The 18274-nt window shown below is 64.9% G+C and carries 14 protein-coding genes, 2 tRNA genes and 1 pseudogene; 15 read left to right on the top strand and 2 right to left on the bottom strand.

Going from position 1 to position 18274, the window contains the following annotated elements; genetic code table 11:
* The first annotated feature begins 77 nt into the window (after nt 1-77).
* Nucleotides 78-611 (top strand): DUF805 domain-containing protein, encoded by a 534-nt coding sequence (locus ABIB91_RS07105; RefSeq protein WP_354160655.1) that lies wholly within the window; start codon nt 78-80, stop codon nt 609-611.
* A 21-nt stretch (nt 612-632) separates the two neighbouring features.
* Here the strand turns inward: ABIB91_RS07105 and ABIB91_RS07100 are convergent, their stop codons facing one another.
* Nucleotides 633-1667, bottom strand: coding sequence for a cysteine synthase A (locus ABIB91_RS07100; RefSeq protein WP_354160657.1), 1035 nt, complete (start codon nt 1665-1667; stop codon nt 633-635).
* Between the two features lie 760 nt (nt 1668-2427).
* Between ABIB91_RS07100 and ABIB91_RS07095 the strand changes: the two genes are divergently transcribed.
* From ABIB91_RS07095 to ABIB91_RS07055, 9 genes and pseudogenes are all read left to right on the top strand, one after another.
* Nucleotides 2428-3879, top strand: coding sequence for an efflux transporter outer membrane subunit (locus ABIB91_RS07095; protein WP_502916957.1), 1452 nt, complete (start codon nt 2428-2430; stop codon nt 3877-3879).
* The gene (locus ABIB91_RS07090; protein WP_354160661.1) at nt 3869-5266 is read left to right on the top strand and encodes an efflux RND transporter periplasmic adaptor subunit; all 1398 of its coding nucleotides are present in this window, start codon (nt 3869-3871) and stop codon (nt 5264-5266) included. Before ABIB91_RS07095 ends, ABIB91_RS07090 begins: the two co-directional genes overlap by 11 nt.
* A gap of 36 nt (nt 5267-5302) precedes the next feature.
* Nucleotides 5303-8452, top strand: coding sequence for an efflux RND transporter permease subunit (locus ABIB91_RS07085; RefSeq protein WP_354160663.1), 3150 nt, complete (start codon nt 5303-5305; stop codon nt 8450-8452).
* Nucleotides 8452-11556, top strand: coding sequence for an efflux RND transporter permease subunit (locus ABIB91_RS07080; protein WP_354160665.1), 3105 nt, complete (start codon nt 8452-8454; stop codon nt 11554-11556). Before ABIB91_RS07085 ends, ABIB91_RS07080 begins: the two co-directional genes overlap by 1 nt.
* 41 nt (nt 11557-11597) lie before the next feature.
* On the top strand, nt 11598-12332 hold the full coding sequence (locus ABIB91_RS07075; protein ID WP_354160667.1) for a tRNA-uridine aminocarboxypropyltransferase: 735 nt from the start codon (nt 11598-11600) through the stop codon (nt 12330-12332).
* A gap of 194 nt (nt 12333-12526) precedes the next feature.
* On the top strand, nt 12527-13243 hold the full coding sequence (locus ABIB91_RS07070; protein ID WP_354128227.1) for an ABC transporter permease: 717 nt from the start codon (nt 12527-12529) through the stop codon (nt 13241-13243).
* A 166-nt stretch (nt 13244-13409) separates the two neighbouring features.
* A pseudogene (locus ABIB91_RS07065) lies at nt 13410-14006 on the top strand (ABC transporter ATP-binding protein); the annotation flags it as partial.
* Nucleotides 14007-14063: 57 nt separating this feature from the next.
* Nucleotides 14064-14137: transfer RNA gene (locus tag ABIB91_RS07060), tRNA-Cys, on the top strand.
* A 189-nt stretch (nt 14138-14326) separates the two neighbouring features.
* Entirely contained in the window at nt 14327-14473 is a 147-nt protein-coding gene (locus ABIB91_RS07055; protein WP_007591188.1) for a hypothetical protein, read from the top strand.
* 85 nt (nt 14474-14558) lie between these two features.
* Here the strand turns inward: ABIB91_RS07055 and ABIB91_RS07050 are convergent, their stop codons facing one another.
* Nucleotides 14559-14753 carry a hypothetical protein gene (locus ABIB91_RS07050; RefSeq protein WP_007591187.1) on the bottom strand — a complete coding sequence of 65 codons (195 nt, stop codon included), beginning with the start codon at nt 14751-14753 and terminating at the stop codon, nt 14559-14561.
* Nucleotides 14754-15006: 253 nt separating this feature from the next.
* Between ABIB91_RS07050 and ABIB91_RS07045 the strand changes: the two genes are divergently transcribed.
* The 5 genes from ABIB91_RS07045 (at nt 15007) to ABIB91_RS07025 (ending at nt 18272) form a co-directional block, all read left to right on the top strand.
* A complete protein-coding gene (locus ABIB91_RS07045) occupies nt 15007-15270 on the top strand; it encodes a hypothetical protein (RefSeq protein WP_007591186.1) in 264 nt (87 codons plus the stop codon).
* A gap of 1269 nt (nt 15271-16539) precedes the next feature.
* Entirely contained in the window at nt 16540-16908 is a 369-nt protein-coding gene (locus tag ABIB91_RS07040; protein WP_354160673.1) for a hypothetical protein, read from the top strand.
* A 134-nt stretch (nt 16909-17042) separates the two neighbouring features.
* Nucleotides 17043-17117, top strand: a tRNA-Asn gene (locus ABIB91_RS07035).
* 176 nt (nt 17118-17293) lie between these two features.
* Nucleotides 17294-17473 (top strand): hypothetical protein, encoded by a 180-nt coding sequence (locus tag ABIB91_RS07030; protein ID WP_007591158.1) that lies wholly within the window; start codon nt 17294-17296, stop codon nt 17471-17473.
* A gap of 136 nt (nt 17474-17609) precedes the next feature.
* Nucleotides 17610-18272: a protein-L-isoaspartate O-methyltransferase family protein gene (locus ABIB91_RS07025; protein WP_354160675.1), complete on the top strand. Its 663-nt coding sequence runs from the start codon at nt 17610-17612 to the stop codon at nt 18270-18272.
* The last annotated feature ends 2 nt before the right edge of the window (nt 18273-18274 follow it).

Below are 18274 nucleotides of genomic sequence, written 5' to 3'. Positions count from 1 at the left end.
ATGCGCCGGCGCGCGATAGTGCCGGTTCATGGCTCCGAAAGCTATTTCTGGGCATATGGCGCCAAAAGGGTACGCCAATGCTCGGTTTCGTCTTCGGCTTGAACGCCCGGCTCGGGCGATTGCATTTCGTCCTCGCCACGGTCGCGCTTGCGATCGTGATGACGGCGATCTGCTTTGCAATCGCAATGGCCGTGCTGCGCAACACCTCGCCCGGCGCGAACCGGCCTGAAGATCTCACCAGCAGCTGGGCGATGATCGCTGCGATCGTCTTCTTCGGAGTTGCCACCTTCACGCTGCAATCGATGCGCATCCGCGACATCGGCTGGGATCCGGTCTGCGTGGTGCCTGCCTGGTTCGCGCTGGTGATCGTCGACCATTTCGTCGCGGGCCGGTTTCCGGCCTGGGCGATCGGGCAGGAGCATCAGGCAACGGCGGTCGGCGCGCTCGTCAACCTCGCGCTGATGCTCGCGCTCGTGTTCTGGCCGAGCGGCGACAGCGAAGGCTCCTACGGCACTCCCCTCCCGCCGCGCACGCGCGCGATCAAGCCTTCGCTATCGAACGAGCGCCTCACGCGGGTGTCGCAGGGATCGTCGCGGCCGACCTGGAGTTAGACGGCCGGCTTCCGGAACGTTCTAGACGAAGGGCAGCTTGATATTGCTGCGCTTCTCCAGCCATTCCGGCACCGGCAGGTTCTTGGCGCGCATGAAGTCGGCGTTGAACAGCTTCGACTGGTAACGGCTGCCGGAATCGCAGAGCACGGTGACGATCGTCTTGCCGGGCCCGAGCTGTTTTGCGAGACGCATCGCGCCGGCGACGTTGATGCCGGTCGAGCCGCCGAGGCACAGGCCTTCGTGCTGGAGGAGTTCGTAGATCACCGTCACCGCTTCGGCATCGGGAATGAGATAGGCGTCGTCGACCTTTGCGCTCTCGACGATTGCGGTCGCCCGGTTGAGGCCGATGCCCTCGGTGATCGAGCCGCCCGGCGTCGCCTTGGCGTCGCCCGTTCTGAAATATTCATACATGCCGGCGCCGTGCGGGTCGGCGCAGGCGATCCTGACGTCCTTGCTCTTCTCTTTCAGGAAGCGGCTGGTGCCGGCCAGCGTGCCGCCGCTGCCGACGGAGCAGACGAAACCGTCGACCTTGCCGCCGGTCTGCTCCCAGATCTCAGGACCTGTGGACTCGTAATGCGCCTTCGCATTGTCGAGGTTGTTCCACTGGTCGGCGAACAGCACGCCGTTCGGCTCCGTCTTGCGCAGCTCGTCGGCAAGACGACGGCCGACATGCTGGTAGCTGTTCGGATTGGAATAGGGCAGTGCCGGTGATTCCAGCAGCTCGGCGCCGCACAGCTTCAGAAAATCCTTCTTCTCCTGGCTCTGCGTTTCCGGGATCACGATCAGCGTGCGGTAGCCGCGCGCGCTGGCCACGACCGCAAGGCCGATGCCGGTATTGCCGGCGGTCGATTCCACGACGAGACCGCCGGGCTTGAGCTCGCCGCGCTTCTCGGCCTCGAGGATCATCCATTTGCCGGCGCGATCCTTCACCGACTGGCCGGGATTCATGAACTCGGCCTTGCCCAGAATGGTGCAGCCGGTCAGTTCGGAAGCGCGCTTGAGCTTGATCAGCGGGGTGTTGCCGATGGCTTCGACAACGTCATTTTTGATGGTCATGTCAGGGGAAATCACTGGCAAAGGGTTGATCAGGTTGGCCAGAACCTAGTGCTTGGGCGGTCAAAGGGGAAGGCTTTTGCGCTGCGGCGAAACCGGCGGAAGTGCCCGGAAGCAGTGAATTTTTGGGAGGAGAGATCGCCGATGCTGCTGCTGTGCTACGCCGCGGGATATCGGTAGGAGGATGTGGCCGGCACCTGCCAAAACATGGAAGATAAGGGTCGTCGCCAGCACACCTTCGCCATTGGATCTGAGGCGTCGCCCTCGAAGAGTGCGGCTGGTACGCGGGAGGCGGTCCGCATATCGGCACGACGAATGCCCATTCGTTTCGACAATGGACGGCCTCGCGAGAGTGGCCCACCTCGGTTTCGAGACCGGACTGAAGCCGCATCGCGAGCGGTGCAGGCGGATTGAAGGGACTGGCGTCGGTGTGGCGGCATTATCACATGAAATCTTGGTAAGCTTGAGCAGGCTCCACGGCCGCATAGGAATGCGAAAAAGCGCTGCAACACAGCACTATTTCGTGCTTTCTTCGTGTTGATGGCGGTGCGCTTTGGCGGTCATTTCGCACCTGCGGGACTGTCCCGCTGTTCCGCACCCGGCTAGTATGGGTGTCCGGTTCCGCAGAAAGCATCATCGCTGTGAACGAGTTATCCAACGCCCGCCGACTGTCCAGCCGCGAATCGGTTAATCCGGCTTCGCGGCGGCGGCTCGATCTGCCCGGCGGGGGGTGGATTTGACACAGGATGATCCTGCGATCGCGGTGCGGCGGTCTCTAGGTTCCGCGTCCCGGACACGACGTGCGGCGCGCTGGCTTGCGGTCGCTTGCCTCGCCGCCGGTTCGGGCGCTTGCGTGCTGACGCAGGATCTTCCCGATCCCGCGCTCGACGTTCCCACGCAGTACAAATACGCCGGCAAGGGCGATGCGCCGCCGTCTCTGGACTGGTGGCGCAGCTTCCGCTCGGCGGAGCTGACACAGCTGATGGAAGAGGCGCAGACCGTCAACCTCGACATTGCCGCCGCCGTTTCGCGCATCGTCGAGGCCGACGCGCAGGCGCGGCAAGCGGGTGCGGCGCTGCTGCCGAGCCTTTCCGGCACCGGGCAGGAGGCCTATTCGCGCACCTCCGGCTCCTCCGCCTCGGGGCTCACCAATGGCGGCCGTGAGGTCGTCAACTACCAGGCTTCGCTGAGCGCGAGCTACCAGCTCGATTTCTGGGGTCAGAATCGGGACGCACTCCAGACCGCGGAAGAAACGGCGCATGCCAACCGTTTCGATCGCGACGTCGTTGCGCTGACGACGCTTGCGGGTGTGGCTAACGCCTATTTCCAGGTGCTGGCCTCGCAGGATCGCATCCGGACCTCACAGCGCAACATCGCGAGCGCGCAGCGCATCCTCGATGCCGTCAGGGAACGGCGCAAAGCCGGCACCGGCACCGATCTCGACGTCGCCCAGCAGGAGAGCGTGCTCGCAAACCAGAAGGCCCTGGTGCCGCCGCTGCGCCAGACGCTCGACCAGAACGTCAATGCGCTTGCAGTCCTGGTGTCGCGGCCGCCGGAGAGCGTGCGCGTGCTCGGCGGCTCGCTGAACCGGATCGCGATTCCCCGCGTGACGCCGGGACTGCCGTCGGAGCTCCTGACGCAGCGGCCCGACATTCGCCGGCAGGAGGCGCAACTTGCCTCGGCGACCGCGAACGTCGGCAATGCCCGCGCGCAGTTCTTTCCGACCATCCAGCTCACCGGCAATGGCGGCTATCAGAGCTCGGCCCTGGTCTCGCTATTCCAGCCGCATGCGGCGTTCTTCCAGCTCGTCGGCAGCGCGACGCAACCGATCTTCGACGGCGGCAAGATCCTCGGCAATTTCGAGTTTGCCAAGGCGCGGCAGGACGAACTGCTCCAGACCTACCGCAAGACCATCATCCAGTCTTTTGCCGATGTCGACAATGCGCTGTTCTCGATCAAGCAGACCACGATCAGGCTGCAATTGCAGCGTGACGTCCTCGACGCCTCCCGCCGCGCCTTCGATCTCTCCGAGCAGCAATTGCGCGCCGGCACCGCCGACATCGTCACCGTGCTCAACACCCAACTGACCCTGTTCCAGGCGGAAGACGCGCTGTCGCAGGCGCAACTTGCCCGCCTTCTTGCTATCGTCAGCCTGTATCAGGCGCTCGGCGGCGGCTGGGAGCCGAGGATGGAGAAACCGGTCAATGCTCTTTAAGCCGGATACGAAGCAGGGCGCGAAGGAGGGAACGGCGAAGAAGTCGCGCCGGCGCGGATTCGTCATGACCCTGATCACGCTGGCGATCCTCGGCGGGCTCGGCTACTACGGCTGGACCACCTGGCATCAGCAGCCGCAGCAGGCGAACGGCCGCAATCAACGGCCGGATCTGCCGGTACCGGTGCTGGCGGCGACGCCCCGCATCCAGGACGTTCCCGTCTATCTCGACGGCGTCGGCGCGATCCGCGCACTCAACACCGTGACCGTCCGCTCTCAGGTCGACGGCAAGCTGATCGCGGTCAATTTCACCGAGGGACAGGACGTCAAGAAAGGCGACGTGGTCGGCGAGATCGACCCGGCGCTCTACCAGGCGACGTACGATCAGGCTGTCGCCAAGAAGGCGCAGGACCAGGCCCAGCTCGCCAACCAGCGTATCGACCTCACACGCTACGAGCAGCTCGCGGCGTCCAATGCCGGCTCCAAGCAGCAGGCCGACACCCAGCGCGCGCTGGTCGCGCAGACCGAGGCGCTGGTCAAGGCCGACCAGGCCGCGATCGACAATGCGGCGGCGACGCTGAGCTACACCAAGATCGTGGCGCCGATCTCGGGCCGCGCTGGCCTGCGCCAGGTCGACCAGGGCAACATCATCCATGCCTCCGACACCACCGGCCTCGTGGTGATCACGCAATTGCAGCCGATCGCGGTGTGGTTCAGCCTGCCCCAGCAGCAGATCATGCGGGTCAACGCCGCCGCGTCGAAGGGCGCGCTCGCCGTCGACGTGTTCGGCAATGACGGCCTCACCGTGATCGACACCGGCAAGCTCACCGGCATCGACAACCAGGTCGACCAGACCACCGGCACGCTCAGGCTCAAGGCCGAATTCCCGAACGCCAATTACCAGCTCTGGCCCGGCCAGTTCGTCAATGTCCGCCTCAAGATCGAGACCTTGACGCAGGCACTGGTGGTGCCGACCTCGGCCGTGCAGCGCGGACCGATCGGCACGTTCAGCTATGTCATCGGCGAGGACAATTTGGTTGCGGCCAAGCCCGTGACGGTGACGCAGCAGAACGAGCATGACGCCGTCATCGCCAGCGGCCTGTCGGCGACAGACAAGGTCGTCACCACAGGCTTTGCCAATCTGTCCGATGGCTCCAAGGTGGTCATCGGCCGCGACGACCAGACCCCGTCGGCCGATCTCGCGCCACGCAAGCGCTCGCGCGGACCGGATGGTCAGAAGAAGGACGGCGCCAAAGACGGCCAGAGGGACGGACAAGATAAGGACGGCGAGTTCCGCACCAAGCGCAAGAGCAGCGAGGGCGACCAGAAGGGCCAGACCGGACCGGCACCAGGGCCGGGTGCATCGGGAAGTGGAGCCAAGCAGCCATGATCCCGACGACAGCCGCCTGAGCGGCAGGCGCATCCCATGGGCGTCTCCGAACCCTTCATCCGACGGCCGATCGCGACCTCGTTGCTCGGCATCGCGCTTCTGATCGGCGGGCTGCTCGGCTATTTCGCGCTGCCGGTGTCTGCGCTGCCGCAGGTCGATTTCCCGACCGTGCAGGTGACGACGCAATTGCCCGGCGCGAGCCCCGACGTGATCGCCTCGCTGATTACCGCGCCGCTGGAGCGGCAACTCGGCCAGATCCCGTCGCTGTCGGCGATGAACTCGACGAGCTCGTTCGGCGTCAGCCAGATCTCGCTCCAGTTCGATCTCAACCGCGATATCGACGGCGCGACCCAGGACGTCCAGGCCGCGATCAATGCCGCGGCCGGCGTGCTGCCCAAGACGCTGCCTTATCCGCCGACCTACGCCAAGGTGAACCCGGCCGATGCGCCGGTGATGACGTTGGCGCTGCGCTCCGACACCATCTCGTTGCGGGCGATGAGCGACATCGCCGACACGCTTCTCGCGCAGCGGCTGAGCCAGATTTCCGGCGTCGGACGCGTCTCGGTCCTGGGCGGGTTGAAGCCGGCCGTCCGCATCCAGGCGGATTTGGCGCGGTTAGCTGCCTATGGCATCGCCATGGAAGACCTGCGCACCGCGATTGCCAATGCCAACGTCTCCGGGCCGAAAGGCTCGCTCGACGGCGCGCAGCAATCCTACATCATCGCCGCCAATGACCAGATCGCCGCCGCCGACGCCTACAAGCCTGTCATCATCGCCTACCGCAACGGCTCGCCGGTCACGATTGCCGACGTCGCTCAGATCGTCGATGGCCTCGAGAACGACCGCACCGGCGGCTGGTATCAAGGCTCGCCCGCCGTCATCATCGACATCCAGCGTCAGCCCGGCGCCAATGTGATCGACGTCGTCAGCCAGATCCGCGCGGAAATCCCAAAGGTCCAGCGCGCTATTCCGGCCGGCGTGAATCTCACCATCGTCTCCGACCGTACCGTCACCATCCGTGCCTCGGTCCGCGACGTGCAGTTCACGCTGATCCTCAGCGTGGTGCTGGTGACGCTGGTGGTGCTGCTGTTCCTGCGTTCGCTCAGGGCCACGCTGATCGCCGGGGTGGCGCTACCACTCTCGCTGATCACCAGCTTCGGCATCATGTATTTCGCCGGCTTCAGCCTCGACAATCTGTCGCTGATGGCGCTCACCATCGGCACCGGCTTTGTCGTCGACGACGCCATCGTGATGATCGAGAACATCGTCCGCCACATGGAAAACGGCGACAGCGCGATGGAGGCTTCGCTGAAGGGCGCCAGCGAGATCGGCTTCACCGTGATCTCGCTGACGGTGTCGCTGATCGCGGTGTTTATCCCGCTGTTGTTCATGTCGGGCCTTGTCGGCCGCATGTTCCGCGAATTCGCGCTGACGCTGACGATCGCGGTCGTCACGTCCGCCGTGGTCTCGCTGACGCTGACGCCGATGATGTGCTCGCGCCTGCTGAAGCATGCCCATGAAGAGCTGGCAGTGCCGGGTCTTGCCGCGGTCAGCCGCTTCATCGACCGCACCGTCGAGTTCTATCACCGCACGCTGCTCTGGGTGCTGGAGCGCCAGCGCGCGACGCTGGTCGTGACCTTCGCCACGCTGATCGCGACCCTGGCGCTTTATGTCGTCGCACCAAAGGGCTTCCTGCCGCTGCAGGACACCGCCTCGATCACGGCGGTGACGGAAGCGGGTCCCGACGTGTCGTTCGCAGAGATGCAGAAGCGGCAGGCCGACGCGGCCGACGCCATCAAGGCCGACCCCGATGTAACAGGCGTGGTCTCGGTGATCGGGGCAGGCTCGGTCAATCCGACCACCAATGTCGGCCGTCTGGTCATGACGCTGAAACCCCGCGGCGAGCGGCGCGACGATGTCAGCGTCGTCATCACGCGGCTGAAGGAGCGGGTGGCAGCCATCCCCGGCATGACCGTCTACTTCCAGCCGGTGCAGGATGTGCAAATCTCGACCCAGTCGAGCCGCTCGCAATACCAGTACACGCTGACCGGCACCGACGCCGCGCTGGTGTCGGAATGGGCGCGCAAGCTGGTTGCCGAGATGCGGCGCGATCCGCTGTTCCGCGACGTCTCCTCGGAGGCGCAGGAAGGCGGTCTGCGGGCGCAGCTCACGGTCGACCGCACCCGCGCCGGCCAGCTCGGCGTCAGCCTCCAGGGCATCACCGACACGCTCAACGACGCCTTCGCGCAGCGCCAGATCTCGACCATCTACGGCCAGGCCAACCAGTACCGCGTGGTGCTGGAAGCGCTGCCGATGTACCAGCGCGATCCCTCGATCCTGTCGAAGCTCCATCTGCCGGGCGGGGCGAGCGCGACCGCCGGCGCGCCCAACGCACAGGTGCCGCTCTCCGCCGTGGCGACGCTGACCCGCACCACCGCGCCGCTCGCGATTTCGCACCAGGCCCAGTTCCCGTCGATCTCGCTCAGCTTCAACCTCGCCCCGGGCGCTGCGCTCGGCGATGCCGTCGAGGCCGTGAAGACCATCGAGACCCGGATTGAGATGCCCAACAGCATCGTCGGCGTCTATGCCGGCGACGCCGCCGAATTCGCCAAGGCACTCGCCGGCCAGCCCTGGCTGCTGCTGGCCGCGGTGATCACGATCTATATCGTGCTCGGCGTGCTCTACGAGAGCTACATCCATCCGATCACGATCCTCTCGACGCTGCCGTCGGCCGGCGTCGGCGCGATCCTGGCGCTGATGCTGTGCGGGCAGGATCTCTCCGTGATCGGGCTGATCGGCATCATCCTGTTGATGGGCATCGTCAAGAAGAACGCGATCATGATGATCGACTTCGCGCTCGAGGCCGAGCGCAGGCAGGGGATGTCGCCCAACGAGGCGATCGTGCAGGCTTGTCTGCTGCGCTTCCGTCCCATCATGATGACGACGCTGGCCGCGTTGTTCGGCGCGCTGCCGCTGGCGATCGAGAGCGGCACCGGCGCCGAGCTGCGCTTTCCGCTCGGCATCTCCATCATCGGCGGCCTGCTGCTCAGCCAATTGCTCACGCTCTACACCACGCCGGTGATCTACCTCGCCCTCGACCGCATCAACCGCCGCCTCGAGCAGGCGCTGCCGCCGGCGGAGTCCGGCGGGCCGCCCGTCGCGGGCGCGACCGAGGGGATGCAGTGATGGCATCGATCTCGGAGCCCTTCATCCGCCGCCCGGTCGCGACCACGCTGCTGTCGATCGGGTTGTTCTTGCTGGGTATCGTGGCTTACGAGTTCCTCCCCGTCGCCTCGGTTCCGAACATCGATTTCCCCGCCATCTTCGTTTCCGCCAGCCGTCCCGGCGCCGATCCGTCCGTGATGGCCGCGACCGTTGCTTCGCCGCTGGAGCGGCGGCTCGGCGAGATCGCGGGCATCAACCAGATCACCTCGACCTCGTCACTCGGCACGACCAGCATCCAGCTCCAGTTCGACATCGGCCGCAACATCGACAAGGCCGCGCGCGACGTGCAGGCCGCGATCAACGCCGCGCTGGTCGACCTGCCCAGCGATCTGCCGACGCTGCCGCGCTTCCGCAAGGCCAATACCGCAGGCGCGCCCGTGTTCGTGCTGGCGCTGACCTCGAAGACGCTGTCCGCCAGCGCGGTCTACGACGTCGCCGATACCGTGCTGGCGCAGCGCATCTCGCAGGTGCCGGGGGTGGGCAATGTGACGATCTCGGGTGCCGACCAGCCGGCGGTCAGGATTCAGCTCAATCCCGTCGCGCTGTCGAACGCCGGCATCGCCACCGATGACGTGCGAACTGCGATTATCAACGCCAACCCGCTCGGTCCGGTCGGCATCTTCAACGGCGAGCGCCAGAGCGAAACGCTGTCGCTCAACAGGCAGATGCGGACGGCGAAAGAGTTCCGCGACATCGTCATCAAAAGCGCGAACGGCAATTTCGTCCGGCTCTCCGATGTTGCCGACATCGAGGACTCCGTCCGTAACGCCCGTTCCATCGCCTGGTTCAACAAGCAGCCGGCGGTGCTGATCCAGATCACCAAGCAGGGCGACGCCAACGTCATCGAGACCGTCGACCGGGTGAAGGAGCTGATCCCCGCGCTGAAGCAGTGGATCCCGGCCGGCGTCGACGTCTCCACCTTGGTCGATCGCACCAGTACGATCCGCGCCAGCGTACTCGACATGCAGTGGACCTTGTTCGCGACCGCCATTCTCGTGATGGTCGTCGTATTCGTATTCCTGCGACGGCTCACGCCGACGATCGCGGCCGGAATCTCCGTGCCACTGGCGTTGGCCGGAACCTGCGCCGGCATGTGGGTCGCGGGCTTCTCGATCGACAATCTGTCGCTGATGGCGTTGGCGATCTCCGTCGGCTTCGTGGTCGACGACGCCATCGTCATGATCGAGAACATGTACCGCAATCTTGAGCACGGCATGCGGCCGCTCCAGGCGGCATTGGACGGCGCCCGGCAGATCGGCTTCACCGTGGTGTCGATCAGCCTGTCGCTGATCGCGGCCTTCACGCCGCTGATCTTCATGGACGGCATCGTCGGCCGGCTGCTGCGCGAGTTCTCGCTGACGCTGACCTTCGCGATCCTGGTCTCGACCCTGGTGTCGCTCACGGTGACGCCGATGATCTGCGCCCATTACATCCGGCAGACCACGTCCGGCACGGCGACGCTGTTCGACCGGATCATCGAGGGCTCGCTGTCGCGCATCGTCGCCTTCTACACCCGCACCTTGCGCACCGTGCTGGAATATCCGCTGCTGACGCTGCTGGTGTTTTTCGCCACCATCGGCCTCACAATTACGCTCTACATCAAGATTCCCAAGGGCTATTTCCCGACCGACGATTCCGGCTTCGTCATCGGGGCGACACGCGCCTCGGCCGACATCTCGTTCCAGTCCATGCTCAGCCTGCAGCAGCGGCTCGCCGACATCGTGATGCAGGATCCGGCCGTGGCCGGCATCGGCTCCACCGTCGGCAGCGGCGGCGGGCCGGGTGGCGCGACCTCCAATCGCGGCACCATGTTCATCAGCCTGAAGCCGCCGGAGGAGCGCGACCACGTCTCAACCCAGGTGGTGATCGACCGTCTCAGGCGGGCGTTATACCCGGTGCCCGGCATCCGCCTGTTCATGTTCGCCGCCCAGGACGTGCGCGCCGGCGGACGGCAGAGCGATTCCGACTACCAGTACACGCTGACCAGCACCGATCTCGGTTTGCTCCAAAAGTGGGCGCCGATCGTGGCCAAGCGCATGGAGAGCGTCGAGGGTATCACCGACATCTCCAGCGACCGCGATCCCGGCGGGCTTCAACTGACCTTGTCGATCGACCGTCAGAAGGCCTCGGCGCTCGGCGTGCGCGTCCAGGACATCGACAACGCACTTAACAACGCGTTCTCGCAGCGGCAGATCGGGATCATCTACACCCAACGCAACCAGTACATGACCGTGCTGGAGATCGACCCGAAATTCCAGGTCGATCCGTCCAACCTCGATCGCATCTATGTCGCCGGCGCGGGCGACGCGCAGGTGCCGCTGTCGGCCGTGGTACATGCGACGCGCGGGCTCGCCGCCCTCGCGGTCTATCATTCGCAATCGTTCCCATCGACCACGGTGTCGTTCAACCTATTGCCGGACGTGCAGATCCAGGCCGCAACGCAGAACATCCAGCGCGCGGTCGAGGAATTGCACATGCCGGAAGGCATCCGCGGCAGTTTTGACGGCAACGCCGGCGATTTCGCCAAGACCAGCGGCCGCCAGCCGCTCCTGATCCTCGGCGCGCTGGTGGCGATGTATATCGTGCTCGGCGTGCTCTATGAGAGTCTCGCGCATCCGCTCACGATCATCTCGACGCTGCCCTCGGCGGGCCTCGGCGCGCTGCTGGCCTTGCAGATCACCAACACGCCGCTGACGGTGATCGCCTTCGTCGGCATCATCCTGTTGATCGGCATCGTCAAGAAGAACGGCATCATGATGGTGGATTTCGCGCTCGATGCCGAGCGCCAGCGCGGCCTGTCTTCGGCGGAGGCGATCTTCGAGGCATGCCAGGCACGCTTCCGTCCGATCCTGATGACGACCATGGCGGCATTGTTCGCCGGCATTCCGCTGGTGGTCGCGACCGGGCCCGGCACGGAACTGCGCCGCCCGCTCGGCATCACCATCATCGGCGGGCTGTTCGTCTCGCAGATCCTGACGCTCTACACCACGCCCGTGATCTACCTGCTGATCGACCGCCTGCGCCGGCGCCGCGAGCCGCGCCCGGTGCCTGCGCCGGCGGAATAGGCGGGTTGTTGAACAGCCCTGCAAAGCGTATAGCGGCGACCATGTCGAACCCCACCGCCGCCGCGCCGGCCGATCCGATCCCCGAATGCCCGCACTGCCAGAAGCCGATGCCGCTGTGCATCTGCGACAGCGTCACGCCCATCAAGAACCGGCTCTCGCTCCTGGTCCTTCAGCATCCGCAGGAGCAGGACAGGGCGCTCGGCACCGCCCGGCTGCTTGCGAAGCATTTTGCCGGTGCCACGCTGCGGGTCGGCCTGTCCTGGCCGAGCCTGTCGAAGGCGCTGGGGCAACCAATCGAGAACGCCTCGCACTGGGCCGTGCTCTATCTCGGCTCAGCCCACGCCGCCGATCTCGAGGCCGAGGACGAAATCCTGGCGCTCAACCGCAAGGGCGAGGTCGCGGACAACCAGCGCGCTCGCCTCGGCAAGCTCGAAGGTGTGGTGCTGCTCGACGGCACCTGGAGCCAGGCCAAGGCCCTGTGGTGGCGCAACCCCTGGATGCTGAAATGCCAGCGCGTCATCCTCAACCCGGCCGCGCCATCGCGTTACGGCCGCCTGCGCAAGGAGCCTCGGAAGGACGGCCTGTCGACCATCGAAGCGGCAGCGACGATCCTCTCCGTTCTGGAGAAGCGCCCGGACATCGCCGAGACGCTGAATGCCAGCTTTGAACGGATGTTAACCCGCTACCGCGAGGTCCAGACCGAGATGCCCGAATTGGCGCCGAAGCCGCCGGTGAAGGACCGCCGGCGCGGTGTCCGGCGGGGCAAGCGAGCCTGAGTCCGGTCCGGATCATCCGTACGGCCGATTGTCCCGCGAGAGGCGGGCGGATAGAGACCATCGGCCAACAGGCCGCGATCTGCTATCCTGATCATCGGAACGCCGGAAACGGAAGGGACCGTCGCATTCAGCTTGCAGCCAAGGAGATCCTTGCCCAGGCGGCGCGGTTCGATCGTTGGGGCACGCTCGCCCTGATGGACATTTCGCTGCGCTACCGGCGCACCGTGATCGGCCCGCTCTGGATCACGCTGACGCTCGCCGCGACGATTGCCAGCGTCGGCACGGTCTATGCGGCACTGTTCAAGCAGGACATTGCGAGCTTTCTGCCGCCCTTTGCCATTGGCCTGATCGTCTGGACGCTGATCGCGACGACGCTCCAGGAAGGTTCCAACATCTTCGTGGCATCAAACCATTTGATCAAGGCGGTGCCGGCGCCGCTGATCGTGCATGTTCTCCAGATGATGGCGCGCAACGTCCTCATCTTCGCGCATCATCTGGTGATCGTCGTACTGCTCTATCTGGTAATGCCGTGGCCGCTGCATGGGAGCATGCTGCTCGCGGTGCCGGGCTTTGCGATCCTGCTCGTCGTGCTGCTGGGCGGCTCGGTCGCGCTCGGCATGCTCTGCGCGCGGTTTCGTGACATCGGCTCGGCGATCGTCAGCGGCCTGCAATTCGTGTTCTTCCTGACGCCGATCATCTGGACCGAGGACACCGTGCGCGGCACCGCGTTTTATTGGCTGATCCGCGCCAATCCGTTCGCGACGCTGCTCGATCTGGTGCGCAGGCCACTGCTCTCACAGCCGACCGATGCGGAGCAATGGCTGCTCGGGGTCATCTATGCGACCGTCGTGGCCGTCATCGGCCTCGGCTGCTACGCGAAATACCGCCATCGCGTGGCGTATTGGCTGTGAGGCGCGAGATATGACCCCCGCAGCTCATATCGCGCTTCGCAACGTCTCGGTGAGATTTCCGGTGTTGTCGTTCCGCGACCGCTCGCTGCGCAGCCGGTTCGTCAACGCGGTGACACTGCGGCAGACCATGGCGACCCCGCACATCGTCTCCGCGTTGAACGATGTCAGTCTCGACATCCGTGCCGGCGACCGCGTCGCCATCATCGGCGCCAATGGCGCCGGCAAGACCACGCTGCTGCGGGTGCTCGCCGGCATCTACCATCCGACGTCCGGCAGCGTGGACGTGCTGGGCCGCTGCCAGCCGCTGTTCGATCTCTCGGCCGGATTCGACGAGGAAGCGACCGGCTACGAGAACATCATGCGGCGCGGGCTCGTGATCGGCGCGCGGCGCTCCGAGATCGACGCCCGGCGCGCGGAGATCGCCGCATTCACCGAGCTCGGCGAACGGCTCGACTTGCCGCTGCGCACCTATTCCAGCGGCATGATGCTGCGCCTGATCTTTGCGGTCGCAACCGCCGTCGAGGGCGAGATCGTGCTGCTCGACGAATGGATCGGCGTCGGCGACCAGCAGTTCCGCAAGAAGGCGCGGCAGCGGCTCGACGAGATCGTCGTGCGCGCCGGCATTCTGGTGCTCGCCTCGCACGACGTCGAGCTGATCAAGAGCACCTGCAACCGCGCGATCCTGCTGGAGGAGGGGCGGATCGTGGCGGCCGGTGCGACCGATGAGATTCTCGGCCAATATCTCGGCGGCGCGAAGGCGTAGCTGCCCGGTCGGGGTTGCCTAAACCCGTGATCCCCTATATTGCTCCGCCCTCGTTGGGGCCACGTGGCGGAGTGGTTACGCGCCGGTCTGCAAAACCGTTTACTCGGGTTCGAGTCCCGACGTGGCCTCCATCACAACCTCCTGATATCTCAGCGAATATCCGATCGTGTCGCGGCTGCCATCAGCCTGCGGGGGCGATACGTGCCGGCTGCGCACACCGGGTTTGCCTGGGGGCCCGCGGAAACCCGCCATTCAGCCCGCTGGCATAGTCTTCGCATCTGCGAAGTGATGCATCCCAACGATCGAGCGCTGGAGAGCACGTGAGCGAAATCGTCCGATTTGTCCCCAAATCCGAGCTGGAGCGGGCTCGCCTCATTCGCGAGGCCCGCGCGATCTACGACAGCATCTTTCCGCCGGCCGTACCCGACCAGGCGCCGCAGGACGACGGGGAGCGCGTCAAGACCTGATCGCGGTCACGCGGGATTCGCAGCGTAGTCGCCACAGCAAAATGCCCGCAGAGCGCGGGCGCATCGGCTCACGATGAAATTGGCTTCAGCAGGCCGCGTACCAGCCGTCCGGGAAAGGTAGCAGGGGCCACGCGCCCTCGTTGTCATTGGCAGCTTTGGGCTTCGCGTAATAGGTCCACGAGCGCGGCACGAAATCCTCCCCCGGCACGAACGCCAGATCTTCATGGACCATGGCGTCCTGGACGGCGTCCAGCAGCAAGTTGAATTCGGCTTCGCTCATCACACCCTCCGGCCCGCGGATGGCGCAATGTCGCAAAGCCGGTTTGCTTCCCGGTTGAGCCGATCGTTCGTATTTTAACGATCGGCCAATCGGGTCCCGATTGGTTAGCGATTGATGAAATCCCGTTGGGAAACTTAGGTTCCTGCCGGTGCCCGCAGTGTGAAGGAGGTCACATCTTCCGCTGTTTATTTCTCCTACCCCTTCGCACACCGGCCAACACAGGCCGGCGGGCAAGGCAGACGGGAGACTGGTCATGAAGGCGAGGTTCTTGCGGTTTGCGGGTGTGAAAAGCCGGGCGCGTCGCGCCTCGACGGTCGGGCTGTTCCTCACGCTGTTTGCCTCCGCCGCCCATGCGCAGCAGGGAACGCCCGAGCAGCGCCGGGCCTGCACCCCCGACGTCTACCGGCTCTGCGCCGGCGAGATCCCCAACGTCCGGGCCATCACGGCGTGCCTGCGCCGTAACAGGTCAAGCTTGAGTGAGGCTTGCCGCACTGTGTTCGATCAGGGCGGCGGCTGACATACCGGGCCTGTGGGTTTGTGCGCAGCAAGTGGCTCGCGCGGGCTCGCGAATCCGGCATAGTCGGCCTGTGGATATGCCTGTGGGTATGCTGCGGAAAGACTGTGGGCGGGGGTGATGTGCTTCGGATGCCGGCCGCAGATGCGTCCTTCGATTGTCATATCTGTGTCAAATGACCTCACCGAATGATTCCCTAATCGGGCAGATCGCTGCGTCGCGCAAGATCATGTTGTTTCTCCGAATTCGGAAATTGATGCCGCGAGGGTTCCTCACGAGCAGTTTTTGGCAGCCGGCTGCTAGGACGCACTGATCGAGATCGACCCGGTGTGTCGGCGGCCGTGAGGCGACAGCCGATAGCCCGGATTCGCGAAGCAATCCGGGCTTCAATCCCTTGCGTTGCCCGACGGGCAAAACACCCAAACGACGGGTCAATCCGCTCGCGCAAAAATATTCCGCTTTACCGAAATTCGGCTTTGGCGTATTCAGCCGCCACCTCATCCCCCGGTCAGAGGGGCGTATCGCGATCGTCACGAAACGTGGGGTGAGCTGCGGTGGACGCGGGCAGCATCGGCGCGAAGGGCTTCGCAGGGCGGCAAAACCGTGAGCGAAGGCGTCGCGCACACGACCGGTGCTGACAGCGTACGGCAAAACCGTGTCGTCCTGACGCCCGGGGTCTGTGCGTCAAGTCTTGTGGTGATGTGGGCGGCCCGACCGGGCATCCGCATCAGCCATCCGCAAGGCGACGGGGGCAATAATGCATCGCTCCCCGGGGAGAGCACGGCATAAGCCGTCAAACCACTGCGCAGGGAAGGCCGTGTGTTGGGCTTCACCTGTATGCCGCTGTGCAGCCTCTCGTAGCGCAACCTTCGCACAGTGGACCGTGGGTGCCAGCCGGCACCCGGTGTTCCCTGCGCCCTCTGACGGAGGAGGGCGATGAGACAAAGCAAACTCGGGCGAGATACGTCGCGAGGACGCGAAGTTGTGCCTGCGACAAAAATCACATTCCGCACGGTGCCGGCGCCCGCGCCGGAGACCACAAGCCGCGCCGATCTATGAATGCCGGTTCATTGCTGCGGAGAATTCGAATCGATAAGAATTGGCTCGCTGCGCGTCTCGCGTCGCGCAGAGAGCCGGAGGCGGATCGATCGCGTCTTGAACCTTTCGATTGCGCCTCCGACGAATCCTCCAAGGCAACACCATTGGTTGCCGCGGCGCCTGCGCCGATCGACGTCAGGCACCGAAAGCCCGTTTCGATCGGGGGAATTTCATATGAAGTATTTTCTGTCTGCACTGATCGCGATCGGTCTATCGATTGCCGCCGCGCCGTCGTTCGCGGCTGACGCGCGCAACGTCACTGTCGTCAACGAGACCGGCTATGCCATCAAATTCCTGGGCTTCAACGCCCCGGACGATGGCGTGGACGAATGGGACAACGAGCTGGACAAGGTTTTGCAGAACCAGGCGAGCACCTATGTCGAGTTCGACGATGACGACGAAGGATGCGTCTGGAACGTCCGCGTCGACTGGCAGAACTATGACGAGACCGTGCTCTGGAAGAACGTCAACCTCTGCAAGTTCACCGCCCTTCGGCTGCGCTACGATTCCGGCACCAAGACCACCTCGTTCGTCGCCGAGTAACTTGGCCTGAGGCCAGGCGGAGGAGGGGCCACGCGCCCTTCCTCGCCGCAATGTGCGAGATGGCGAATTCGTCCTTTGCAAGCGCAAGCGGCTTTGTTATACGCAGCCGCGCGCGAACGACGGGTTCGCCCTTTTCCTCGGTAGCTCAGCGGTAGAGCATCCGACTGTTAATCGGATGGTCGCTGGTTCGAATCCAGCCCGGGGAGCCAAATTCCGCTTCATCGTCAATGGTTTGCGTCCAGACTCTGATCTGGGATGCGATCTCGTTGCGGCAAATTCTCAATTAGATGTGTACCGTGGCGGGCCCGCATCCTCCGCCGCGACGCCAAAACGACTCAATTGAAATCGAGCTTCCAGGCCCCGGCCCTTTACGGAGCTGATTCCCATGCGAGACATCCAGGTCGACCGTTCCCCGCTGGCTCCCTCCATTCTGCCGGCGGACATCCCCGAACTCAGCGATGACGAATGCCTCGCCTGTCTCGCGCGGGCGGTCGAGACCCACGATTCGGCACGGCTGGATGAAGTCGCCGCATTGATCGGCCGCCTCGCAGTCACGATCGAATAGGCGGCTCACCCTCGACGTTGCGAGTTGCGGAAGGGCCCGTTTCGCGGGCCAAAGCCATGTTGCGTTTTCGCAGGGCCTGTTCCAAAGATGCCGCCAACTTTCGTCCGCGGCATCGTCCGCCTTGCAGGGTCCGCAAATGTCCGTTTTCTCGACGGCGCGCCTAAAAATGGTCGATGGCCAGGTGCGCACCAGTGACGTCACCGACCGTCGTGTTCTTGATGCCATGCTCACGGTTCCGCGCGAGGCCTTCGTGCCGGCCAGCCGGCAGGCATTGGCGTATCTCGACCTCGATCTCGACGTCAGCGAGGGCGGCGCCAAGCGGTTCCTGATCAAGCCGCAACTGACCGGCAAGTTGCTCCAGGCCGCCGAGATCGGCGAGGATGACAACGTGCTCGTCGTCGGCTGCGCCACGGGCTATCTCGCTGCGCTGACCGCCAAGCTTGCGCGTCAGGTCACCGCGACGGAATGCGATCCGGCCTTGGCCGCGAAGGCCAAGGACGCCTTCGCCGCCCTCGGGCTCGCCAACGTGGCCTGCAAGGCCGCGGCCTGCACCGAGGGTGATGCCGCTGCCGGCCCCTATGATGTGATCGTCCTCAACGGCGCCACCGAGGTGACGCCGGCAGGGCTGCTCGGGCAGCTCAAGGAGGGTGGGCGCCTGTTGGGGGTCTCGGCCGAATCCAGGCCGCCGCGAGCCATGATCGTCACCCATACTCACGGCGAATTCGGCCATCGGGCGCTGTTCGATGCCGCGGCCCCGGTCCTTCCTGGGCTGGAACGAGCCGCCGCCTTCGTGTTCTGACG

This window comes from Bradyrhizobium sp. JR4.3, assembly GCF_040547695.1.
GTDB lineage: Bacteria > Pseudomonadota > Alphaproteobacteria > Rhizobiales > Xanthobacteraceae > Bradyrhizobium > Bradyrhizobium canariense.
This window is presented reverse-complemented; position numbering and strand designations above follow the sequence as displayed.

Bases quoted from the DNA above. Each gene is read 5' to 3' on its own strand.
- ABIB91_RS07070 (WP_354128227.1), top strand. From the start codon at position 12,527: ATGGACATTTCGCTGCGCTACCGGCGCACCGTGATCGGCCCGCTCTGG.
- ABIB91_RS07100 (WP_354160657.1), bottom strand. From the start codon at position 1,667: ATGACCATCAAAAATGACGTTGTCGAAGCCATCGGCAACACCCCGCTG.
- ABIB91_RS07085 (WP_354160663.1), top strand. From the start codon at position 5,303: ATGGGCGTCTCCGAACCCTTCATCCGACGGCCGATCGCGACCTCGTTG.
- ABIB91_RS07025 (WP_354160675.1), top strand. From the start codon at position 17,610: ATGTCCGTTTTCTCGACGGCGCGCCTAAAAATGGTCGATGGCCAGGTG.
- ABIB91_RS07050 (WP_007591187.1), bottom strand. From the start codon at position 14,753: ATGAGCGAAGCCGAATTCAACTTGCTGCTGGACGCCGTCCAGGACGCC.
- ABIB91_RS07105 (WP_354160655.1), top strand. From the start codon at position 78: ATGCTCGGTTTCGTCTTCGGCTTGAACGCCCGGCTCGGGCGATTGCAT.
- ABIB91_RS07040 (WP_354160673.1), top strand. From the start codon at position 16,540: ATGAAGTATTTTCTGTCTGCACTGATCGCGATCGGTCTATCGATTGCC.
- ABIB91_RS07090 (WP_354160661.1), top strand. From the start codon at position 3,869: ATGCTCTTTAAGCCGGATACGAAGCAGGGCGCGAAGGAGGGAACGGCG.
- ABIB91_RS07075 (WP_354160667.1), top strand. From the start codon at position 11,598: ATGTCGAACCCCACCGCCGCCGCGCCGGCCGATCCGATCCCCGAATGC.
- ABIB91_RS07080 (WP_354160665.1), top strand. From the start codon at position 8,452: ATGGCATCGATCTCGGAGCCCTTCATCCGCCGCCCGGTCGCGACCACG.
- ABIB91_RS07045 (WP_007591186.1), top strand. From the start codon at position 15,007: ATGAAGGCGAGGTTCTTGCGGTTTGCGGGTGTGAAAAGCCGGGCGCGT.
- ABIB91_RS07030 (WP_007591158.1), top strand. From the start codon at position 17,294: ATGCGAGACATCCAGGTCGACCGTTCCCCGCTGGCTCCCTCCATTCTG.